This is a genomic window from Veillonella sp. LMAG:90 (genome assembly GCF_008679445.1).
Taxonomy (GTDB): Bacteria; Bacillota; Negativicutes; order Veillonellales; family Veillonellaceae; genus Veillonella_A.
Window position 1 is genome coordinate 658,261 of record NZ_NAND01000001.1, and the last position, 19,951, is coordinate 678,211.

At 44.0% G+C, this 19,951-nt stretch carries 21 protein-coding genes; 18 read left to right on the forward strand and 3 right to left on the reverse strand.

The window, feature by feature from the left end; genetic code table 11:
• Window positions 1-12 precede the first annotated feature (12 nt).
• The 3 genes from CCC71_RS02835 to ispE all read right to left on the reverse strand — a co-directional run bounded on the left by CCC71_RS02835 (window position 13) and on the right by ispE (window position 3,633).
• The gene (locus tag CCC71_RS02835) at window positions 13-1,515 is read right to left on the reverse strand and encodes a DASS family sodium-coupled anion symporter (RefSeq protein ID WP_296332842.1); all 1,503 of its coding nucleotides are present in this window, start codon (window positions 1,513-1,515) and stop codon (window positions 13-15) included.
• Window positions 1,516-2,059: 544 nt separating this feature from the next.
• Entirely contained in the window at window positions 2,060-2,749 is a 690-nt protein-coding gene (locus tag CCC71_RS02840) for a GntR family transcriptional regulator (RefSeq protein WP_021841633.1), read from the reverse strand.
• Window positions 2,749-3,633: a 4-(cytidine 5'-diphospho)-2-C-methyl-D-erythritol kinase gene (gene ispE, locus CCC71_RS02845; RefSeq protein ID WP_296332845.1), complete on the reverse strand. Its 885-nt coding sequence runs from the start codon at window positions 3,631-3,633 to the stop codon at window positions 2,749-2,751. The genes CCC71_RS02840 and ispE overlap by 1 nt, the downstream gene beginning before the upstream one ends.
• Window positions 3,634-3,815: 182 nt before the next feature.
• Between ispE and CCC71_RS02850 the strand changes: the two genes are divergently transcribed.
• The 18 genes from CCC71_RS02850 to CCC71_RS02930 all read left to right on the forward strand — a co-directional run bounded on the left by CCC71_RS02850 (window position 3,816) and on the right by CCC71_RS02930 (window position 19,806).
• Window positions 3,816-4,772, forward strand: coding sequence for a YitT family protein (locus CCC71_RS02850; RefSeq protein WP_021841631.1), 957 nt, complete (start codon window positions 3,816-3,818; stop codon window positions 4,770-4,772).
• Between the two features lie 123 nt (window positions 4,773-4,895).
• The gene (locus CCC71_RS02855; RefSeq protein ID WP_021841630.1) at window positions 4,896-5,804 is read left to right on the forward strand and encodes a YitT family protein; all 909 of its coding nucleotides are present in this window, start codon (window positions 4,896-4,898) and stop codon (window positions 5,802-5,804) included.
• A gap of 105 nt (window positions 5,805-5,909) precedes the next feature.
• A complete protein-coding gene (locus CCC71_RS02860) occupies window positions 5,910-7,592 on the forward strand; it encodes a phosphoglucomutase (protein ID WP_021841629.1) in 1,683 nt (560 codons plus the stop codon).
• A 97-nt stretch (window positions 7,593-7,689) separates the two neighbouring features.
• The gene (locus CCC71_RS02865; protein ID WP_021841628.1) at window positions 7,690-7,959 is read left to right on the forward strand and encodes an ACT domain-containing protein; all 270 of its coding nucleotides are present in this window, start codon (window positions 7,690-7,692) and stop codon (window positions 7,957-7,959) included.
• An 8-nt stretch (window positions 7,960-7,967) separates the two neighbouring features.
• Window positions 7,968-9,326, forward strand: coding sequence for a PFL family protein (locus tag CCC71_RS02870; protein WP_021841627.1), 1,359 nt, complete (start codon window positions 7,968-7,970; stop codon window positions 9,324-9,326).
• Window positions 9,327-9,350: 24 nt separating this feature from the next.
• The gene (locus tag CCC71_RS02875; protein ID WP_021841626.1) at window positions 9,351-10,400 is read left to right on the forward strand and encodes a glycosyltransferase family 4 protein; all 1,050 of its coding nucleotides are present in this window, start codon (window positions 9,351-9,353) and stop codon (window positions 10,398-10,400) included.
• Between the two features lie 83 nt (window positions 10,401-10,483).
• The gene (gene wecB / locus CCC71_RS02880) at window positions 10,484-11,629 is read left to right on the forward strand and encodes a non-hydrolyzing UDP-N-acetylglucosamine 2-epimerase (RefSeq protein WP_021841625.1); all 1,146 of its coding nucleotides are present in this window, start codon (window positions 10,484-10,486) and stop codon (window positions 11,627-11,629) included.
• A gap of 425 nt (window positions 11,630-12,054) precedes the next feature.
• Complete coding sequence (locus CCC71_RS10850; protein ID WP_021841624.1) at window positions 12,055-12,261, forward strand: AtpZ/AtpI family protein; 207 nt, start codon at window positions 12,055-12,057, stop codon at window positions 12,259-12,261.
• 23 nt (window positions 12,262-12,284) lie between these two features.
• Entirely contained in the window at window positions 12,285-12,659 is a 375-nt protein-coding gene (locus CCC71_RS02885; RefSeq protein ID WP_226974227.1) for an ATP synthase subunit I, read from the forward strand.
• Between the two features lie 65 nt (window positions 12,660-12,724).
• Window positions 12,725-13,399 carry a F0F1 ATP synthase subunit A gene (gene atpB / locus CCC71_RS02890; protein WP_127058710.1) on the forward strand — a complete coding sequence of 225 codons (675 nt, stop codon included), beginning with the start codon at window positions 12,725-12,727 and terminating at the stop codon, window positions 13,397-13,399.
• Between the two features lie 74 nt (window positions 13,400-13,473).
• Complete coding sequence (gene atpE, locus CCC71_RS02895; protein WP_127058711.1) at window positions 13,474-13,731, forward strand: F0F1 ATP synthase subunit C; 258 nt, start codon at window positions 13,474-13,476, stop codon at window positions 13,729-13,731.
• Window positions 13,732-13,804: 73 nt separating this feature from the next.
• Entirely contained in the window at window positions 13,805-14,296 is a 492-nt protein-coding gene (gene atpF / locus CCC71_RS02900) for a F0F1 ATP synthase subunit B (RefSeq protein WP_127058712.1), read from the forward strand.
• 5 nt (window positions 14,297-14,301) lie between these two features.
• On the forward strand, window positions 14,302-14,868 hold the full coding sequence (gene atpH / locus CCC71_RS02905; protein WP_156703915.1) for an ATP synthase F1 subunit delta: 567 nt from the start codon (window positions 14,302-14,304) through the stop codon (window positions 14,866-14,868).
• Between the two features lie 2 nt (window positions 14,869-14,870).
• Entirely contained in the window at window positions 14,871-16,409 is a 1,539-nt protein-coding gene (atpA, locus tag CCC71_RS02910) for a F0F1 ATP synthase subunit alpha (protein ID WP_021841618.1), read from the forward strand.
• 3 nt (window positions 16,410-16,412) lie between these two features.
• A complete protein-coding gene (atpG, locus tag CCC71_RS02915) occupies window positions 16,413-17,279 on the forward strand; it encodes an ATP synthase F1 subunit gamma (protein WP_021841617.1) in 867 nt (288 codons plus the stop codon).
• Window positions 17,280-17,310: 31 nt separating this feature from the next.
• On the forward strand, window positions 17,311-18,735 hold the full coding sequence (atpD, locus tag CCC71_RS02920; protein WP_021841616.1) for a F0F1 ATP synthase subunit beta: 1,425 nt from the start codon (window positions 17,311-17,313) through the stop codon (window positions 18,733-18,735).
• Between the two features lie 3 nt (window positions 18,736-18,738).
• Window positions 18,739-19,152: an ATP synthase F1 subunit epsilon gene (gene atpC / locus CCC71_RS02925; protein ID WP_021841615.1), complete on the forward strand. Its 414-nt coding sequence runs from the start codon at window positions 18,739-18,741 to the stop codon at window positions 19,150-19,152.
• A 528-nt stretch (window positions 19,153-19,680) separates the two neighbouring features.
• On the forward strand, window positions 19,681-19,806 hold the full coding sequence (locus CCC71_RS02930; RefSeq protein WP_264294629.1) for a hypothetical protein: 126 nt from the start codon (window positions 19,681-19,683) through the stop codon (window positions 19,804-19,806).
• Window positions 19,807-19,951 lie beyond the last annotated feature (145 nt).

Consider the following 19,951-nt stretch of genomic DNA (forward strand, 5'->3'; position numbering starts at 1 on the left):
CTATATCTGGTTTTATACGAAACCAATCCAATGCCAGTAAGTGGCTGCGTAAATGAGTAACATAACGTAGCCGATGATGGTGATCGGAATACCGGTTTTCATGAAAGTTTTTACTTCATAAGTGCCGGAACTATAGGATACCATGCCTTGCGGTGAGTTAACCGGCAAGATGAAACCGAAGCAGATGGAGAACTGCGCGATGACCGTAAGGCCGATTGGGTTGATGCCCGGCATGTTAACTGCGGTTACGATAGAGATTACAATCGGAATCATAGCCGAAGATAAAGCAGTGGCCGAAGCGAAACCTAAGTGAATCATAATCAAGAAGAGGGTAATCGTTGCCAAAAGAGCGAATATAGACAATGTTTCAAGGGCGAACATGTGAATGAACGCGTTGGCGAGCCACGTAGCGGCTTTTGTTTTCAAAAGCGCACTGCCAAGACTGATGCCGGAGCCGAACATAACGATGGAACCCCAATCGATACGGCTTTGAGCATATTTCCAGTCGATAATACCGATGCCCGGCATTAAGAATAAGGCAATCGCTACGATGGTTGTGGTGGTCGTATCATAATTATGTAAATGACCGCCCGTAGCCCAGAAGCCGAGCAAGATAACGGAAAGCGTAAGTAATTTCTTTTCGTTAAAAGTCATCGGTCCGAGATTTTGCAGATGTTGCTGCAATTCTTTTTGAGAGCCTTCCAAATCGTGTTCATCCGGCTTTAAGAGCCACATGGACAAGAAGTAGTAGATTACAATCATGACCAAGGAGTAAGGCGCCGCAGCGAGCAACCAATCAAGCCAGGAAACGGAAGTGTTGAGCTGGGACGAAATGAAACCGACGGCAACCAGGTTTTGGGCGGCTGCAGTCTGTACCATGATGTTCCAGAGCGTATCTGCCTGGGTGGCCCCGATAACGAGGAGAGCGGCGAGCTTACTTTGCCGATTGATGCCTAAGCTGTCCAAAATACCAAGGATAATCGGAATCAAGCAGGCTAGACGGGCTGTCGCACTCGGTACGAAGAAGGACAAGATAAAACCGGTGAAAATAACGCCGATGTAAATGTGACTCGTTTTAGTACCGATACGAGATAATACATTCAAGGCGATGCGTCGGTCAAGACCTGTTTTTGTCATGGCCACAGAAATGAACATGGCTGCTGCCACTAAAGCCCAAGCTGGTGTGGAATAACCGGAAATGGCGATTTTTAGCGCATTGCTGGTGCCGAGAATTTTGGTCGGTGCGTCGATATTAGGTGCCGTCCCCAATAAAACTGCTGTCAAAGCTGTTAACATGGTGGCGCTTACCGGATAGGATACGGCACTGCTAATCCAAAGCACGATGGCGAAGAACAAGATGCCAATCATGCGGTGTCCGGCCGTGGATAAGTCGCTTGGCGTCGGTAGCAATAAAATACCGATTAATACAGCAAAACTGAGAATAAGACCGATTAATTTACTTTTTGGATAACTCGAAGTTGGTGGTGTTGCCGCCGGAGTTGTCTGTGTACTCATGATTCATCATCTCCTTTTGGGAAGAGTTTATTCATATTAATAATAAACTCTGACGATAAACATTAATGAAGAAAAATAATAAAGTCGAAAATAATGCCAAATTACTCATAAAATAAGTGTCGCAAAACAAATCGGTCGGATGTTTTGCGAAGGATTTAGAGCAATTAAGAACTCTCTTTTTTCTGTTGTAAAACAACACGATACTCAATAAATACACATTGTGTTGTTACTATAAGATTTTGACAATACAGTGGGAATTCCTTCATCGAACTGTTTAAATTTAGTCGAAAATACACGAAATGTAAAAAACCTCCTATAACAGGAGGTTTTTTATTATAGTATTTTGTTAATGAAAGAGAATTGGCGAATTCATGCTGTTGGCAAATAAGTAGTTAATGATGGATTATAAACAATATGGCTAAATAATAGAGAATTCAAAGTTAATTGGCTATTATTAGTGGCTAATCTGTTGTTGATAACCCTTAATTGTTTTATTGGCCTGCATACTGCATATCTCATTATGAATACACGATTCGTCAAAAAATTATTGCTTATCGATGTTCATTCCTTTTAATAAGGCTTGTTCGGAATGCTCCATGTGGATGCGGGCAATTTCACGGGCTTGCGCCGGATTGCGATCGGCAATGGCTTCAACGAGCAGGCGATGCTCTTCCCAGGTTTTTACCAAACGCCCCGGTTGATTCATCGACATGGTACGGAAGCGCAAGGTTTGTTCGCGTAAATTGTGGATGATTTCCACGAGACGTTCGTTACGGGATGCTTTATAGAGTACTTCGTGGAAGTTAATGTCCGCTTCCACCACTTTGTCCATATTTTTTTCTTCCATAAAGGTACCGATTTCGACGAGCATGCGTTCTAAAAACTCAATCTCATCCGGTGTGATGCGTTCCGCCGCTAATTGGGCTGCCAATTCTTCAAGGGCGGAGCGGATTTCAAATACTTGTGTTACGTCTTTTAACGAAATGTCGGCTACATAGGTGCCGCGATGGGGAATCATAACAACAAAGCCTTCCAATTCCAGCTTACGGATGGCTTCGCGCACCGGTGTACGGCTTACCCCTAATTCTTCGGCCAAAGGCACTTCCATTAATCGTTCGCCCGGTTTGAAAACACCGTCGCGAATGGCTTGACGCAAGGTTTCACATACAACTTCACGAAGCGGTTTGTAAGAGTTTAATACGATTGGTTGTAAACGTCCTAGATCTTTGTTCATTAGGCTAAAGCCTCCTTGCCGTGGGTTTTAGTAATTAAGGAAAGCCAATTGTGGCCGGCCGCTTTAATTTCCTCTTGCAACGTCAGTGCTTCGCGAGCCGCATCGAGATAAACGACCATGGTAGGACCGCTGCCGGTCATGATAGTGGTATAACCGCGGTCAGTGAAAAATTTCTTGCAACTTTCGAGTTCCGGATGAAGCGGGAAAATTAATTCTTCAAAGGTATTGCCGCTGACCTTCATAGCCTCTTTGATGTCGCCGTCGTTAATGGCTTTTTCAACGGCATCGATAGTTTGGCTGTTAAATTGCGATTTATTGTTAAAACGACTATAAGCCGCCGCGGTGGATATGGATAATTCCGGTTTTACCACGAGGAGCCAATGAGGTCTGCCGGTCGGCAAGTAGCTCAGTTCTTCGCCGCGTCCTTTACCACGCGCCGTGCCGCCCTTCATGAGGAACGGTACATCAGAACCGAGGCCGTTAGCGAGGGTCATGAGTTCGTCGTCGGTAAGGCGCAGGTCCCAGAATTTATTGAGCCCCAAGAGCATAGCGGCCGCATCGGAGCTGCCACCGCCAAGTCCCGCTGCAGGTGGTACGCGTTTTAATAAGTGGATGGCGCCGCCGGTAGTGCAACCCGTATAGGTTTGCACGGCCCGCAAAGCTTTCATGGCCAAGTTTGTTTCGTCATAGGCCATCATGTCGTTCATGTATTGAGGTAATTCCGGTGCGGAACCGGAGAAAACGACGGAATGATGTTTGGCAAAATAAATAGAATCACCCAAATAAATGGATTGGAAAATAGTATCGATATTGTGATACCCGTCATCGCGCTTATTGAGAATAGCTAAACCGATGTTAATTTTGCTGAAGCTAAGTTGCTCCATGGATATCCTCCTTTGTGTGATGAATGGATAGATTACTCGCTTTTATCGGTTAATTATCTAGTTGAAATTATAAGTTGGTTAGGTTAAGATGAACATAGATATATTATACCTTAATAGCTTCTATATTTAACTATAAATTATACGCTATTAACGGACAAATTTCAATTTTTCTAGGAGGAACTATGCAGTTCAAGTGGGGTCAAACCGTAAACGCCATAGTTATGACGACCATCGGTTCATTAATTTTTGCCATAGGGCTTGATGCTTTTATTGTACCACACAAGTTGGTATCCGGTAGCTTAAGCGGTGTCGCATTAATGCTTTATTATCTGACGGGAATTCAGGTCGGTACTTTGAATCTCTTGCTTAACTTACCGATACTCTGGGCTGCCTATCGCTGGCTGGGCCGTTTGCATTTGATGATTACCATCTTCGGAACGGCGGTAATTTCCCTCTTAATCAACGTCTTTGAATTTATGGCCGATTATCATATGACGCAGGATCCTTTGATTGGATCGTTGCTCGGTGGTATTTTATGCGGTCTCGGTCTTGGCATCGTGTATCGCTCCGGCGGTAATACGGGCGGCCTTGATCCGATTGCCATGATTATTCGCAAATATTACGGCCTTCAGATGGGCAGTATTATTTTTGGCATCAACTTTGTTATTTTAGTCGCAGCGGCTATAGTAATCAGTGTGGAAGCGGCGGCGATTACGTTGGTAAGCATTTATGTACAAGCTATGGTTACCAACAAAGTAGTAGTTGGTTTTAATCAGCGCAAAGCTATTTTTATTATTTCCACGTGTCCGTATAAAATCTGTGATGTTATTATTCACCAAATCGGTCGTGGCGCCACGATTTTAAACGGTGAAGGCGCTTACACGCATCAGCACAAACAGGTTATTTTGGTAGTTGTAGGCCTTATGCAGGTGGCAAAGTTGAAAGCGGCCGTGCAAAAAGAAGATCCGTCGGCCTTCATGATTTTATCCGATGCGGCGGAAGTTATCGGACAAGGTTTTACCATTCCGTTGGCTACGCCGGCTACGGTGAATGCCGCCATTGAGCGGTCCGTGCAGACCGGTGCTATGAGTGATGCGTTGCCGGAAGAACCGAGCGGAACAGGCGAACATAAAGCGTAAGTCCGCTATGGCAAAGGCCGGGCTGATACTTTGCAGAGGTTTAATATAGTTTTGATGTAGTTTTACTAGGAATTGAGAGATGAGTGAGTCAGATTTTTGACAACAGAGAATAGGGGGAGCAACATGGAAAAAGACTGGCGTACAACGATAAAGGTCATGATTTTGGTGACGTTCGGGACGATGCTGTTTTCCTTCGGGGTCAATTCGTTTATTGTACCTCATAAGCTCGTAAGTGGCGGTATCAGCGGCATTGCGTTGATGTTATATTACTTAACGGGTATTCAAATCGGTACATTGAACTTAATTTTAAATATTCCGATTTTGTATGCGGCCTATCGTTGGCTCGGTCATTGGCATTTAATGATTACCATCTTCGGTACGGTTGTTTCATCGTTCATGATTAATGCGTTTAGTTTTATGAACGTGTATCATTTGACGACGGACCCGTTGGTAGGCGCTATTTTAGGCGGGATTTTTACCGGTCTCGGCATGGGGACTATTTATCGGTCCGGCGGTAATGCGGGCGGCCTTGATCCCATTGCGTTGATTATTCGTAAGTATTACGGGCTACAAATGGGGAGTGTATCACTGGGTATCAACTGTGTGATTCTCTTTGTGGCCAGCTTCATAATCAGTGTGGAAGCGGCGGCCATTACGTTGGTATGCATTTATATTGCGGCCATGATTACGAACCGTGTAGTAGTCGGCTTCAGTCAGCGTAAAGCGGTATTTATTATTTCCTATAAACCATACAAGATTTGTGATTTGATTTTGTATCAATTCGGTCGCGGGGCTACGATTCTAAATGGTGAAGGGGCCTACACACATCAGCATAAGCAAGTGATTCTGGTGGTAGTCAGTCTCATGCAGGTGGCGAAGTTGAAAGAAGCGGTGCAAAAAGAAGACCCCACGGCGTTCCTCATGGTTACCGATGTGGCTGAAGTTATTGGCCGCGGTTTTTCCATTAAATCTTCAGCAGCCACGCAACAAGCCATTGAGCGTGTTCGGGCTCAGGTTGAAATGAATGATTAAATGAGTTTGGCGATACATGAAAGTTAAACGTTTATATTTTAGTAGATAGTCGTTCCTGATTTTAAGGAATTTTACAGTATATTCAATACAATTGGAGGCTGCACTATGGCACATGAATTAGCAGGTAAATTGGTTCGTCCGGAAGATTTGATTAACTTAGAGGCGGTAATTGAAGCCTATTATAACCAAAAACCGGATTATGACAAACCGGAACAGCGCATTTCTTTCGGTACATCCGGTCATCGCGGTAAATCGTTAGCGGGCAGTTTTAATGAGCTTCATGTGGCAGCCATTGCACAGGCTATTTGTGACGGGCGTAAGGAGTTTGGTGCCACCGGCGTTTGCTTCGTCGGGCATGATACGCATGCGTTGTCGGAACCGGCGTTGGAAACGGTTCTCGAAGTACTGGCTGCCAATGGTGTAGTGGCGGCGGTAGACGGTGAAAATGGCTTTGTACCGACTCCGAGTGTTTCGCGTGCCATCATTCGTTACAATGAAATTATTGATAAACAAGAGAAAATTGCCTTTGTGCCGGACTTTTTAAAAGAAAAAGTAGGTCACGGCAAAGCGGACGGCATCATCATTACACCGTCCCATAATCCGCCGGACCAGGGCGGCATCAAATACAATCCGATTAACGGCGGCCCCGCTGATACGACGGTGACGAAGTGGATTGAAAATAAGGCTAATGAATATTTGCAAAACGGCGGTGAAGGTATTCGTCGGGTGGCCATCGATGAAATTGATTCGGCGTTGCAATGGGAATATGATTACAAAGGTCTTTATGTTAAAGAGTTGGCTGATGTGATTAACATGGATGCCATTCGTAAAGCAAAACCTAAAGTGCTCATCAATGCTCTCGGCGGCAGCGGCATGGAATATTGGGAAGCCATCAGCGAAGAGTATGGCCTTGATTTAGATATTATTAACAATGAGTACGACCCGACGTTTAGCTTTATGCCTTATGACCATGATGGGGTTGTGCGTATGGATTGCTCCTCCGAATATGCCATGGCGGATGTGATTGCCAAAATCGGTGATTATGATTTGGCCGTGGGAAATGATCCTGACTACGATCGTTACGGTATTGTTACGCAAGATGGCCTTATGGCACCAAATCACTTCTTGGTGGCAGCCGGCGCGTATCTGTTCTTGAATCGCAGTTGGCAGGGTAAAGGTTTTGGGAAAACCGCCGTTGTGACTCAGATGGTGGATAAATTCTGTAGCGATAACGGCATTAAAGTGTATGAAGTGCCGGTAGGCTTTAAGTATTTTTCTTCGCTGTTATTTGACGGCACCATCGGTATCGGCGGCGAAGAAAGTGCCGGTGCTTCGTTCCTCAAAAAAGATGGTACGGTTTGGACCACGGATAAAGACGGTATCATTATGGGCCTCTTGGCCATGGAAATGTTTGCCGTTACCAATGGCCTGACGCCGGATGTTCTCTATACATTCCTTACGAAACGTTACGGCGATCCCGTGTTTGAACGCATTGATGCTCCTTGCAGTAAGGCTGCGAAGGAACGGTTGAGTCAATTACAATCGAGTGATGTGACGGCTACGGAGCTTGCCGGTGAAGCGATTGAAGATATTCGCACTACCTCGCTGTATGGTGACTATGCTATCGGCGGATTGCGCATTACGACGGCCAATAGCTTTTTGGTAGCCCGCCCGTCCGGCACGGAAGACTTGTATAAGGTGTATGCAGAAACATTCCAAGGTGATGAGGCGTTGGCACAACTTTTGAAAGCCGGTCAGGAATTGGTTGATGAAGTAACGTCCCGCTAGCAGTCTATATGGTATTGCGCCACGAATTGTGGTATAATATAACATCATTGAAATTAGAGAGTACTGATAATGTAGGTATAAGGGAAAGGTGAATCGCATGAAAGTAGTTGTAACCGTAGTAGGGGTAGACCGAGTAGGTATTATTGCGCGTGTAGCTACCGTATTGGCTGAGAACGATGTAAATATTGTATCGATTAACCAGACGATTTTAGACGGTATGTTTAACATGATTATGATGTGTGAAGCTAAGGATCAGACAGCTTTACCTAAAGTGCAGGCAGCTTTGAAAGCTGAAGGGGAAGCTTTGGGCGTTCAGATTCAGGCGCAACATGCGGATATCTTCCTCAGCATGCATCGTATAGGGTAGGTGATGATATGTTAAGTATTGAAAATATCCTCGAAACCAACCAGATGATTCATGACAATAAATTGGATGTTCGTACCATTACGATGGGCATCAGTTTATTGGGGTGTACAGCCGTAGACGGCAATACCCTTTGTGATCGTATTTATGATCATATTACTAAAGAAGCGGAACACTTGGTAGCCACCGGTGAAGCCATTGAGCGCGAATACGGTGTGCCGATTATTAATAAGCGCGTATCTGTTACGCCGATTTCACTTGTGGCGGCGGGTAGTGATTTAATCAATTATGTGCCCGTAGCCAAAGCCTTGGATAAAGCAGCCAAAGCTGTGGGTGTTAACTTTATCGGCGGTTTTTCTGCCTTGGTAAGTAAAGGTTATACCGATGGCGACCGTCGTTTAATTGCGTCCATTCCGGAAGCCTTGGCGACGACTGATTTAGTATGCAGTTCTGTAGGTATCGGTTCCACTAAAGCGGGCATCAATATGGATGCCGTAGCAGAAATGGGTCGTATTGTTAAACAAACAGCCGAACTTACAGCGGACCGTGATGCTTTCGGTTGTGCTAAGCTTGTTATTTTTTGTAATCCTGTTGAAGACAACCCGTTTATGGCCGGTGCCTTCCATGGTGTTACGGAAGGCAATACGACGATTAGCGTCGGTGTCAGCGGACCGGGCGTTGTTAAGCATGCCTTAGAAGCAGTACGGGGACGACCTTTTGACGAAGTGGCGGAAACGATTAAACGTACGGCTTTCAAGATTACGCGCGTAGGTCAATTGGTGGCTCAGGAAGCGTCGCGGCGTTTGGGTAAGCAGTTCGGGATTATCGATTTATCCTTGGCGCCTACGCCTGCTGTAGGTGATTCGGTAGCGCATGTTTTGGAAGAAATGGGCATTACCTCTTGTGGGGCTCATGGCACTACGGCGGCATTAGCTTTGTTGAATGATGCGGTTAAAAAAGGCGGGCTCATGGCATCGTCTCATGTAGGCGGTCTCAGCGGTGCGTTTATCCCTGTAAGTGAAGATAAAGGCATGATTGATGCCGTATCCGTAGGCAGTTTAAGTTTAGAAAAATTAGAAGCCATGACCTGTGTGTGCTCTGTAGGGCTTGATATGATCGCCGTACCGGGGGACACATCGGCAGCTACTATTTCGGCAATTATTGCCGATGAAGCGGCTATTGGCATGATTAATAATAAAACAACAGCTGTTCGTTTGATTCCGGTTCCGGGTAAAACTGTGGGCGAAATGGTTGAATTCGGCGGCTTATTGGGCTATTGCCCAATCATTGAAGTAAGTCCGTTTGGGGCGGAAGAGTTTATCCAGCGCGGTGGACGAATTCCGGCACCTGTACGCAGTCTTACGAACTAAGAACGAGCACGAGGAGGTGCGGTAATGACGGTGTACGTGTGGGCATTCGTGGTGGCGTTGGTCATCTCGTTTGCGATTACACCGCTGATTAAAAGGTTGGCGATTAACATTGGGGCTATGGATAAGCCGGATGCGCGTAAGGTGCATCACGGTTCCATTCCTCGCTTAGGTGGCTTGGCCATCTTTATAGGCTATATTGTTTCGGTCCTCTATACCGTAAAAGATTTGCAGGCCGTAATGGGACTCTTATTGGGTTCCGTTGTGCTTGTGGGTGTCGGTATTTGGGACGATGTGAAGCAAATTGGTCCAAAAACAAAATTAACAGGTCAAATTTTAGCGGCGGTTGTAGTCGTGGCCTTTGGTAACCAGGTTGAATTTATTACCAATCCTTGGGGTCATGTGTTCTACTTGGGCTTTTTGTCGATACCGCTTACCATCTTTTGGATTGTAGGCTTTACGAATATTGTAAACCTTATAGATGGTCTTGACGGTTTGGCAGCCGGCATTTCATTGATTTCAAGCCTGACTATTTTCACAATTTTGTGGCAAATGGGCCAGGTTGACTTAGCGTGCGTTGCGTTGGCTTTGGCCGGTGCGGCGCTCGGTTTCTTGCGTTACAATTTCAACCCTGCAAAAATCTTCATGGGTGATACGGGCAGTATGTTATTGGGCTATACAATGGCCACAATTTCCGTTATGGGTGCCGTAAAAACGGCCGCCACCATTTCGTTGGTAGTACCGGTAATTGTATTAGGCCTGCCTATTTTAGACACTACCTTTGCCATCATTCGTCGTAAGATTAACGGCCGACCGGTATTTAAACCGGATAAAGGCCATATGCATCATCGCCTGTTGGCACTCGGCTTGTCGCAAAAACAAGCTGTATTGTTGATGTATGCCGTTACGGCATTGTTGGGCTATGTAGCTATTTTGTTGGCAAAAGTAAATATATTGGTCGGCATTATTATAGTGTTGGCTATTTTGTGTGTTTGCGTGTTTATTGCAACTAAATTGGGGATGATTGCGAAAGATGAAGTCATTGCCGAGGAAAATAGAGCAGCAAATAGACATTAATATAGGTGCGCTTGTACGCTTGTACAAGCGCCTTCGTAGCATACAGGGTATGTAGGCTGGCTAATCATGGGAGGTATTATTACATGTTGAAAGTGATGACAATTTTTGGGACCCGTCCCGAAGCGATTAAGATGGCGCCGGTAGTTAAGGCTTTACAAGCTGCTCCGGATATGGAAGCGATTGTGACGGTAACGGCACAGCATCGTGAAATGCTCGATCAGGTTTTGGATTTATTTGCGATTACGCCGGACTATGATTTGAACATCATGAGTCAGGGCCAAACTTTATATGATGTGACAACCAGAGCCTTAGAAGGGCTAAAGGATGTGTTAAAAGAAGCAAAACCTGATGTAGTACTCGTTCATGGTGATACGACAACTACTTTTGCCGGCGCGTTAGCCGCTTTTTATCAGGAAATTCCGGTAGGCCATGTAGAAGCCGGCCTCAGAACGGGTAATATTTACTCACCGTTCCCTGAAGAAATGAACCGCAAATTGACCGGGTCTTTGGCAACCTATCACTTTGCGCCGACTTCCAGTGCGGAAAAGAACTTGATGAAAGAAAATATCGGTTCGGCTCATTTATATGTGACCGGCAATACCGTTATTGATGCCCTTCAGACTACGGTTAAAGATAACTACCAATTTGAAGAAGATTTGCTTAATAATTTAGATTATAAAAATCGTCGTATTGTGCTCGTAACGACCCATCGTCGTGAAAACCTCGGTGAACCGATGCGTCATGTATATCAAGCCATTCACCGCTTGGTCGATGAATTTGATGATATTGAAGTCGTATTCCCGGTACATAAAAATCCGAAAGTTCGTAAAATTGTTAAAGAAGTATTGGGTGATGTAGAACGCGTTCACTTAATCGATCCGCTCGAATATGAACCGTTTGCCAATTTAATGGCTCGTTCTTACTTATTGATGACCGATTCCGGCGGGATTCAAGAAGAAGCACCGGCTTTGGGCAAACCGGTATTGGTACTTCGCAATACAACGGAACGTCCGGAAGCGGTAACGGCCGGAACAGTACGCCTGGTAGGGACTGATGAAAATACGGTCTATGATACAGCCCATCGATTATTGGCGGATAAAGATGCTTATGATGTGATGGCCAACTCCGTAAATCCGTATGGTGACGGTGTTGCGTCCAATCGTATTGTTGAAGCACTGCGCTTTGAATTTTTGCATAGCGGTAAAAAACCGAGCCGTTTCGGTTATTAATTTATAGTATTTAGGTAGTAAATAGCTGATGTTATTAACGCCCTTAGTTATATATATCAGCTAATGTATCTACCGCTCGTAAGGCCGTTTTTTTACTAAAAACTTTGAAAAAACGGCCCTTGTATTCGTAAAAAGTATACACAACATTCTTAAATATAATAAAAAGATTAGTGATGAATTATAATTAAAAACGAAAAAAGAATCGATGAACAGCTTGAAACTTATATTGTTTTAAAAATTGAATTCATTAATAATTTTTATAATAAGAAAATTGGATAAAAGTATACTTGTTATAGGTATATTGGCTAAACGTATGACAAAATGTTATAATTTAGTGAAAGTTGAATTTTGTTATAATAAAGAAGTTAGAGATTAGTAGTATTCATAGTTTCCCCGTTTTAACCATCACAAAGAAGGTGATTCCAATGAAGCGACTCGATCCAACCACACTAAAAGCACTGAATGTGGCCTTATCGGCAGGTTTCTCCCTGTTGGTCAGCATTCTGGGCTGTCTGGCTATAGGCCGTGGCTTAGACTATCTGTTTGATGCGTCACCATGGTTTACGCTGATAGGAGGGCTAGTAGGAGGATTAGGAGGCCTGTACTCCTTGTATCTTCGGGTTGTGTCGTGAGGGGCTTAATCGTGGAGGTATTCTTGGATTTTGTAAAACGTATGACTTGTTACCTTATCGTGGTAACCGTAGCATCTACATTATTATTAGAAGTCTTTGATTACGAGAGATACATTTTAGGCTGGGTTTGGGGTTGTGCTATTAATTTATTATATTTATTGATTTTAGGTTTATGGGGTTATAAACTTCGCCATAAAGAACTACGTACTATTGAAAAAGCGACTAAGCTGGGTACTTTAATTCGTATTACGCTGGTCGCCATCGGCACCTTGCTGGCCGTTTATTTATTTGAGAATTTTCCGTTTGTACCATATATGTTGGGCTTGATGCTATGGCGTCCGTTGACGATATACGAACGCATCCGGTATAACCAAGCGGATAGTCCCAATGTGATTTAATGTGTATTAATCAAAATTTCGATAGAGTAATGGGGTAGCAATATAGGCGAAAGGAGGTGAACCTTATGGAATTACATACCGGGACTCATGACGTCGTTCACATGTGGGGCATGGCTTTTAATATGGATACTATCTATATGACTTGGGTAGTGTTTGCTATTATTATAGTCGTTGCCTTTTTTGCTACACGGCAGGTCAATATGGTTCCATCAGGCGTACAAAATGTAGTTGAGTTTATTTTAGAAGCTATTGGAAGTCAATTAAAAGGTCCTTTAGGTAAACACTTTAGTAAGGTAAGTTCGCTACTATTTACTTTCTTTGTTTTTATCTTAGTAAGTAATGAATTGGGGCTGATACCGAGTCCCCATATTTTGACATCGCCTACTAACGATTTAAATACGACCTTAGGTCTGGCCTTGGCCAGCTCAGTGAGTATTTGGGTTATTGGGGCAAAGATGAAAGGACCGTCTTATTTTAAGCATTTCTTTCAGCCCTTTGCCGTATTTGTTATCTTCCACATCATGGAAGAAATCTCTAAGCCGGTGACGCTCAGCTTTCGTCTATTCGGCAACATTGTAGCAGGTGAAATTGTATTAGAGTTGTTAAACGGTTTGGCACCGTATTTGACACCGATTATTTGGCTCGTATTCAGCTTATTTGTCGGCGTTATTCAGGCCTTCGTTTTTACAATTCTCGTGACGTCATACTTGGGTATGGCAATCAACGATGAGGAACATTAATCACCACGGTATTACCAACCATTATTTTGAGTATCTCAGGTTGTATTCGTAACATTTTCTAGGAGGATTTTATTATGGAAAAAGCAATTTTGTTGTCAGTAAGTGTATTCAGTGCTTGTTTAGTGGCAGGTTTGGCAGCGATCGCAGCAGCTTTTGGTGATGCATTGGCAGTTCGTAAAGCATTTGAAGGTATGACTCGTCAGCCTGAAATGGCCGGTAAGATTATGACTAATTTATTTATTTCCATCGGTTTGATCGAATCTATTCCTATCATTGCTACCGTTATCGCCATCGTACTTGTATTTACTGATGTTATCGTTGGTAAATTATAATTCGGTTCTTTATTAAATTGAACAGACATAAGAAGGCAAGTTATAATTCCAAGTTTAAGAGGGGGTTACGCCGTTGGTAGAAATAAACGGTACATTGCTGGTTCAATTTATCAATTTCTTTATTTTAGTTGCTATTTTAGCAAAATTTGCGTTTAAACCTTTAGTCGGTGTGATGGAAGCCCGTCGCAAGAAGATTGAAGGCGATTTGGCGAATGCACAGGCTACTTTGGATTCTGCGGAAGCTACCAAAAAAGAGTATGAAGCACAATTAGCCAATGCTCGTAAAGAAGCTCAAGCGATTGTTGAAAAGGCAGCCCAATTGGCTGAACGGAATACGCAGGCTCAAATTAAGGAATTAAAAGAACAGCTAGTACGTGAAAAAGAAGAAGCTCGTAACGAAATTGCCCGTGAACAAGCAAAAGCTATGGAAAAAATGCGTGAAGATATGATTTCACTTTCTATGGCCATTGCCGGCAAAATTGTTGCTAAGAATATGGATAGTCAAGCCAATGTGGACCTTGTTAAAGAAGCCATTGAAAAGCTTGACAGTAAAGCATTAGGGTGATTGGTATGAGCGTAGACATTGTAACAGATAAATACAGTACCGCTATCTTTGAATTGGCGCAGGAACAGCAAATTCTGGAACAAATGGAAACGGATCTTTCCTACGTAAAAGAAGTTATGGATACGCAGCCTGAATTAGGCACCTTATTGTTGTACCCGGCCCTCGATGCAGAGGCAAAATGCAATGTTTTGGCCAAAATATTCGGTGAAGCCATTAATACGATGGCACTTAACACCTTATTTGTTATGGTCAAACGCGGACGCATACGGTATATTCAGTCTGCCATTGCTGAGTTTATTAACAAAGCACGGGAAGCACGTGGCATTTTCTCCGCCACTGTTACAGTGAGTGAAGCAATGCCGGACGAGATTTATACGCAGTTGGCCGATAAATTAAAAGCGATTACGGGTAAGCAATATATTTTTACAATCAAAGTGGACCCAACCATTCTGGGCGGCTTTATTATCCAAATTGGTGATACGCGTATTGATGCAAGTTTGATGCGTCGTATGGAGGATTTAAAGAAATATTTGCTTAAGTCCGATACAACAGAGATTGGGGTGAATGGTTAAGTATGAAAATGAAGCCTGAAGAAATTACTGCCATAATTAAACAGCAGATTCAGGACTATGATGTGGAACTTAACGTTGATGATGTGGGTACCGTACTCGAAGTAGGTGACGGTATTGCGCATATTTACGGTCTTGAAAAGGCCATGGCAGGTGAATTGTTAGAATTACCTCATGGTGTTTATGGGATGGTACAGAACCTCGAATTAGATAACGTAGGGGCTGTATTGTTAGGTAATGATTTCCTTATTAAAGAAGGGGACCAGGTACGCCGTACAGGTCGTATCATGCAGGTTCCTGTAGGTGAACAACTTATCGGTCGTGTAGTTAATGCCTTGGGTCAGCCGATTGACGGCAAGGGATCCATTACGGCAGAAGATCATCGACCAATTGAATACCCGGCACCGGGCATTGCGGATCGTAAATCCGTATTTGAACCGTTGCAAACCGGTTTGAAAGCAATCGACGCCATGGTACCTATCGGTCGTGGCCAGCGTGAACTTATTATCGGTGACCGCGGTACCGGTAAATCGGCGATTGCCATCGATACCATTTTGAATCAAAAAGGTCAGGATGTAATCTGTATTTATGTGGCTATCGGTCAGAAAGAATCTACCGTAGCTCGTGTAGTACAGAAATTACAGGAAGCCGGCGCTATGGATTACACTATCGTAGTATCGGCCGGTGCCTCTGAAGGCGCTCCTATGCAGTATATTGCTCCGTATGCGGGTGTTGCCATGGGTGAACATTTCATGTACCAGGGCAAACATGTACTTTGTGTATATGATGATTTATCCAAACAGGCAGCGGCTTATCGTGCCATGAGTTTGTTACTTCGTCGTCCACCGGGACGTGAAGCATATCCAGGGGACGTATTTTATTTACACTCTCGTTTGTTAGAACGAGCTGCTAAATTATCTGATGAATTGGGCGGCGGTTCCATTACGGCCTTGCCGATTATTGAAACGCAAGCCGGTGACGTATCCGCTTATATTCCTACGAACGTAATTTCCATTACGGATGGTCAGATTTTCCTTGGCACCGATATGTTCTACTCCGGGATTCGTCCGGCTGTTGACGTAGGTTTGTCTGTATCCCGTGTAGGCGGTAGCGCCCAGATTAAAGCGATGAAACAAGTTGCCGGTAAATTGCGTCTCGATTTGGCGCAATATCGTGAGTTGGCAGCCTTTGCTCAGTTCGGCTCCGACCTTGATAAATCGACCAAAGCACAGCTTGATCGCGGCGAACGTTTGACAGAAATGTTAAAACAGCCTCAGTACTCACCTCTTAAAGTTGAAGAACAGGTAGTTTGTCTATATGCCGGCATTAACGGTTACTTTGCCTCTATTGAAGTAGCCGATGTTCCTGCATTCCAGAATGAATTATTGCGTTATGTTCACAGCAACTACAGTGAAATTTTAACGAATATTCAAACATCCAGAATCTTAGACAAAGATACGGAAGAACTTTTGATAAAAGCGATTAATGAATGCATTGAATCCTTTGGTACTTCCCATCACTTGATTACTTCTGAGGAGGCGTAGGCGATGAGCAGTGCACAGGATTTACGTAAGCGCATTAAAAGTGTTACGAATACGCAGCAGATTACGAAGGCCATGAAAATGGTAGCGTCTGCTCGATTGCGCCGTGCACAGGCCAAAGCAAAATCTACGGAACCATATGCAGAAAAGTTAGGTCAAATCCTCACAAATGTATCTGCTACATTAGAACCTGAGGTGTTGGCGTCCTATCCGTTAACCGCGGTACGCGAGGTTTCGCGAACCTTATATATTCTGATTGGCGCCGACAAAGGCTTAGCTGGTGCTTATACCAGTAATTTGATTAAATATTTTGCACAGGAAACTCGTGAAAAAGCACCTGATACGTATGAGACGATTACGGTTGGTCGTAAGCCGACTGATTACTTGAAGTATCATCAGTATCCGGTAACGAATTCTCATGTAGGTTTTTCCGACAAACCGGAATACAGCCATGCTAAACAAATTGTAGATGAAGCATCTAAGTTGTTTTTAGAAGGCGAAGTTGACGAAGTTATCTTGATTTATACTCATTTCGTAAACTCTTTAACGCAGAACGTGACCAGCGTGAAATTATTGCCGGTTGTCACGGAGCCGCATCATGAAGGGGAGCTTAATGAGCTATATATTTATGAACCTTCCGAAAAAACTATTTATGACCAATTGTTGCCTAAATATTTGGAAATTACTGTGTATAACGCTTTATTGCAAGCTTCCGCCAGTGAGCTTGGCGCTCGCATGACGGCTATGACTTCTGCAACAGATAATGCAGGGGATTTAATCAGCTCACTTAATTTGGAATACAATAAATTACGACAAGCCGGCATTACCAATGAAATTTCTGAAATTGTCGGTGGTGCTAATGCCTTGCAATAGGTATAACTACAAAGGAGGAGAGACCTCTTAAATGAGTAATAATATCGGTAAAGTTGTACAGGTTATCGGACCGGTAGTCGACGTTCTCTTTACGGCGGGAGAGCTTCCGGCTATTTACAACGCAATTCATATTAAAAAAACAAGCGAATCCGGCAAAGACGAAGTGATTGTGGTTGAAGTAATGCAACACTTAGGTGATGACACCGTGCGTGCCGTTGCCATGAGTTCTACGGATGGCCTGACTCGCGGTATGGAAGCGGTGGACACAGGAGCCCCTATTTCCGTGCCGGTTGGTGATGGCGTGCTTGGCCGTATCTTTAACGTACTTGGTGAAACGGTTGACCATGATGATACGCCGGTAAAGGCGTCTGAAATGTGGCCGATTCATCGTCCGGCCCCTAAATTTGATGATTTAGCTCCGGAAACCACCATTTTAGAAACAGGTATTAAGGTCGTTGACCTTATTGCGCCGTATGTAAAAGGTGGTAAAATCGGTTTATTCGGCGGTGCCGGTGTAGGTAAAACCGTATTAATCATGGAATTAATCCATAATATCGCAACGGAACATGGCGGTTACTCCGTATTCTCCGGTGTAGGTGAACGTACTCGTGAAGGTAATGACCTTTGGAACGAAATGAAGGAATCCGGCGTTATTTCCAAAACAGCATTGGTTTACGGCCAGATGAATGAACCACCGGGAGCGCGTATGCGTGTAGGCTTAACGGGCCTCACCATGGCTGAATATTTCCGTGACGTACAGAAACAGGACGTACTCTTATTCATCGATAACATTTTCCGTTTCATTCAGGCCGGCTCGGAAGTATCCGCGTTGCTCGGTCGTATGCCGTCGGCCGTAGGTTACCAACCAACCTTGGCCAATGACGTAGGGGCCCTTCAGGAACGTATTACCTCCACTAAAGAAGGTTCCATCACGTCCGTACAGGCCGTATACGTACCTGCCGATGACTTGACTGACCCGGCTCCGGCTGCTACGTTTGCGCATTTGGATGCGACCACCGTATTGTCCCGTTCCATCGCTGAAATCGGGATTTATCCGGCTGTGGATCCGCTCGACTCCACCAGCCGTATCTTGGATCCGTTAGTTTTGGGTGAAGAACATTATAAAATTGCCCGCGGCGTACAGGAAGTATTGCAGAAATATAAAGATTTACAAGATATTATCGCAATCCTCGGTATGGAAGAATTGTCGGAAGAAGATAAATTGACCGTTGCCCGTGCCCGTAAAATTCAACGTTTCCTCAGCCAGCCATTCTTCGTAGCCGAAGTATTTACCGGTTCGCCAGGTAAGTATGTACCGCTTAAAGAAACTTTGCGCGGCTTCAAAGAAATCTTGGAAGGTAAACATGATGATTTACCGGAAAATGCATTCTACATGGTAGGCACCATTGATGAAGCCATTGCTAAAGGAAAGGAATTGACGGAGAAGGGGGAATAGTTCATGAGTGAAGGCAAGACCATGCATCTCGATGTAATTACCCCTGACAAAAAGGCCTTTTCGGGTGAGGTTAAATTTGTGGTAGTGCGCACTGAATTGGGCGAACTCGGTATTTTACCGCGCCATGCCGATTTAGTGGCAGCCCTTGAAATTGCACCGCTTCGCATTGATTTACCGGACGGTACGCGCCAATTTATGGCTAATTTCGGCGGTTTTATGGAAATTAAAAATAATGTAATTACCATTGTAACGCCGAATTGCGAATTGCCTGACGAAATCGACGAAGACCGTGCCAAACGCGCTAAAGCACGTGCGGAAGAACGTTTGAAATCAAGAAATGCAGACATAGACTTCCATCGCGCTGAGCTCGCACTACAACGTTCCTTATTGCGTATTGATGTTAAGCACAAAGTATAAGTCATACGCGTAAGTACAAAAAAACAAATACAATTTAGGGACTGCTTCGGCAGTCCCTTTTTTGATGTAGTATAAAGTTTGTATTGCTTAATTATGAATTAAAATAGAGGGTCAAAAAAGTAAATTGGCGGTCCGGGGAGGAAAAAAAAGATGAAAAGATACTCCCAAAAGTACTATAGGAGTGTACTGATTTATAGTTGTTAATTTTGGTTTGCTATAGTTTAGGGCTATAGCAACAGCGGGCTGTGATTTTAAGCCTATATATTTTTGATTCAGTTATATTGCTGACTTTTGCCATAAATTGCACTAAGTATACACTTTGAAATATGACGTAAAACTGCTTACAAAGTGTCCACTGTGAAAAGAATGACGTAAAACTCTTGTTGACAGCTTTTTGAATGATTGGTATAGTTATCACATCGAAACGACAACGAGTCATCGATAGCCTACATCAACATACAGTATCGACGATGAAGAGATAAGTAAACGCAGGGCGTTGGCACAGAGAGTCCCGTAAGGTGGAAGGGGATGCAAAAGAATGCGAAGAAAATGGTCTTGGAGTATCCGAGGTGGAATGCGCAAGCTTTAGTCTCGGCGGATGCAACCGTTATAATGCCACGGTATAATCTTACAACTGTAAGACGTACCGGCTGAGGGCAGAGCCGTGAGGTTTTGCTAAATCAAGGTGGTAACACGTTATAGACGTCCTTGTTCACAGCGGTGAATGGAGGATGTTTTTTTATACCGGTTTTAGCGGTAATGAACAGTCACCACATAGCAAGTATGATAATGGTAAAGA

Bases quoted from the DNA above. Each gene is read 5' to 3' on its own strand.
- atpG (WP_021841617.1), top strand. From the start codon at position 16,413: ATGAGCAGTGCACAGGATTTACGTAAGCGCATTAAAAGTGTTACGAAT.
- atpD (WP_021841616.1), top strand. From the start codon at position 17,311: ATGAGTAATAATATCGGTAAAGTTGTACAGGTTATCGGACCGGTAGTC.
- CCC71_RS02855 (WP_021841630.1), top strand. From the start codon at position 4,896: ATGGAAAAAGACTGGCGTACAACGATAAAGGTCATGATTTTGGTGACG.
- CCC71_RS02835 (WP_296332842.1), bottom strand. From the start codon at position 1,515: ATGAGTACACAGACAACTCCGGCGGCAACACCACCAACTTCGAGTTAT.
- CCC71_RS02870 (WP_021841627.1), top strand. From the start codon at position 7,968: ATGTTAAGTATTGAAAATATCCTCGAAACCAACCAGATGATTCATGAC.
- CCC71_RS02850 (WP_021841631.1), top strand. From the start codon at position 3,816: ATGCAGTTCAAGTGGGGTCAAACCGTAAACGCCATAGTTATGACGACC.
- atpC (WP_021841615.1), top strand. From the start codon at position 18,739: ATGAGTGAAGGCAAGACCATGCATCTCGATGTAATTACCCCTGACAAA.
- atpE (WP_127058711.1), top strand. From the start codon at position 13,474: ATGGAAAAAGCAATTTTGTTGTCAGTAAGTGTATTCAGTGCTTGTTTA.
- CCC71_RS02875 (WP_021841626.1), top strand. From the start codon at position 9,351: ATGACGGTGTACGTGTGGGCATTCGTGGTGGCGTTGGTCATCTCGTTT.
- CCC71_RS02860 (WP_021841629.1), top strand. From the start codon at position 5,910: ATGGCACATGAATTAGCAGGTAAATTGGTTCGTCCGGAAGATTTGATT.
- CCC71_RS02930 (WP_264294629.1), top strand. From the start codon at position 19,681: ATGCAAAAGAATGCGAAGAAAATGGTCTTGGAGTATCCGAGGTGGAAT.
- atpA (WP_021841618.1), top strand. From the start codon at position 14,871: ATGAAAATGAAGCCTGAAGAAATTACTGCCATAATTAAACAGCAGATT.
- CCC71_RS02840 (WP_021841633.1), bottom strand. From the start codon at position 2,749: ATGAACAAAGATCTAGGACGTTTACAACCAATCGTATTAAACTCTTAC.
- CCC71_RS10850 (WP_021841624.1), top strand. From the start codon at position 12,055: ATGAAGCGACTCGATCCAACCACACTAAAAGCACTGAATGTGGCCTTA.
- wecB (WP_021841625.1), top strand. From the start codon at position 10,484: ATGTTGAAAGTGATGACAATTTTTGGGACCCGTCCCGAAGCGATTAAG.
- CCC71_RS02865 (WP_021841628.1), top strand. From the start codon at position 7,690: ATGAAAGTAGTTGTAACCGTAGTAGGGGTAGACCGAGTAGGTATTATT.
- atpB (WP_127058710.1), top strand. From the start codon at position 12,725: ATGGAATTACATACCGGGACTCATGACGTCGTTCACATGTGGGGCATG.
- ispE (WP_296332845.1), bottom strand. From the start codon at position 3,633: ATGGAGCAACTTAGCTTCAGCAAAATTAACATCGGTTTAGCTATTCTC.
- atpH (WP_156703915.1), top strand. From the start codon at position 14,302: ATGAGCGTAGACATTGTAACAGATAAATACAGTACCGCTATCTTTGAA.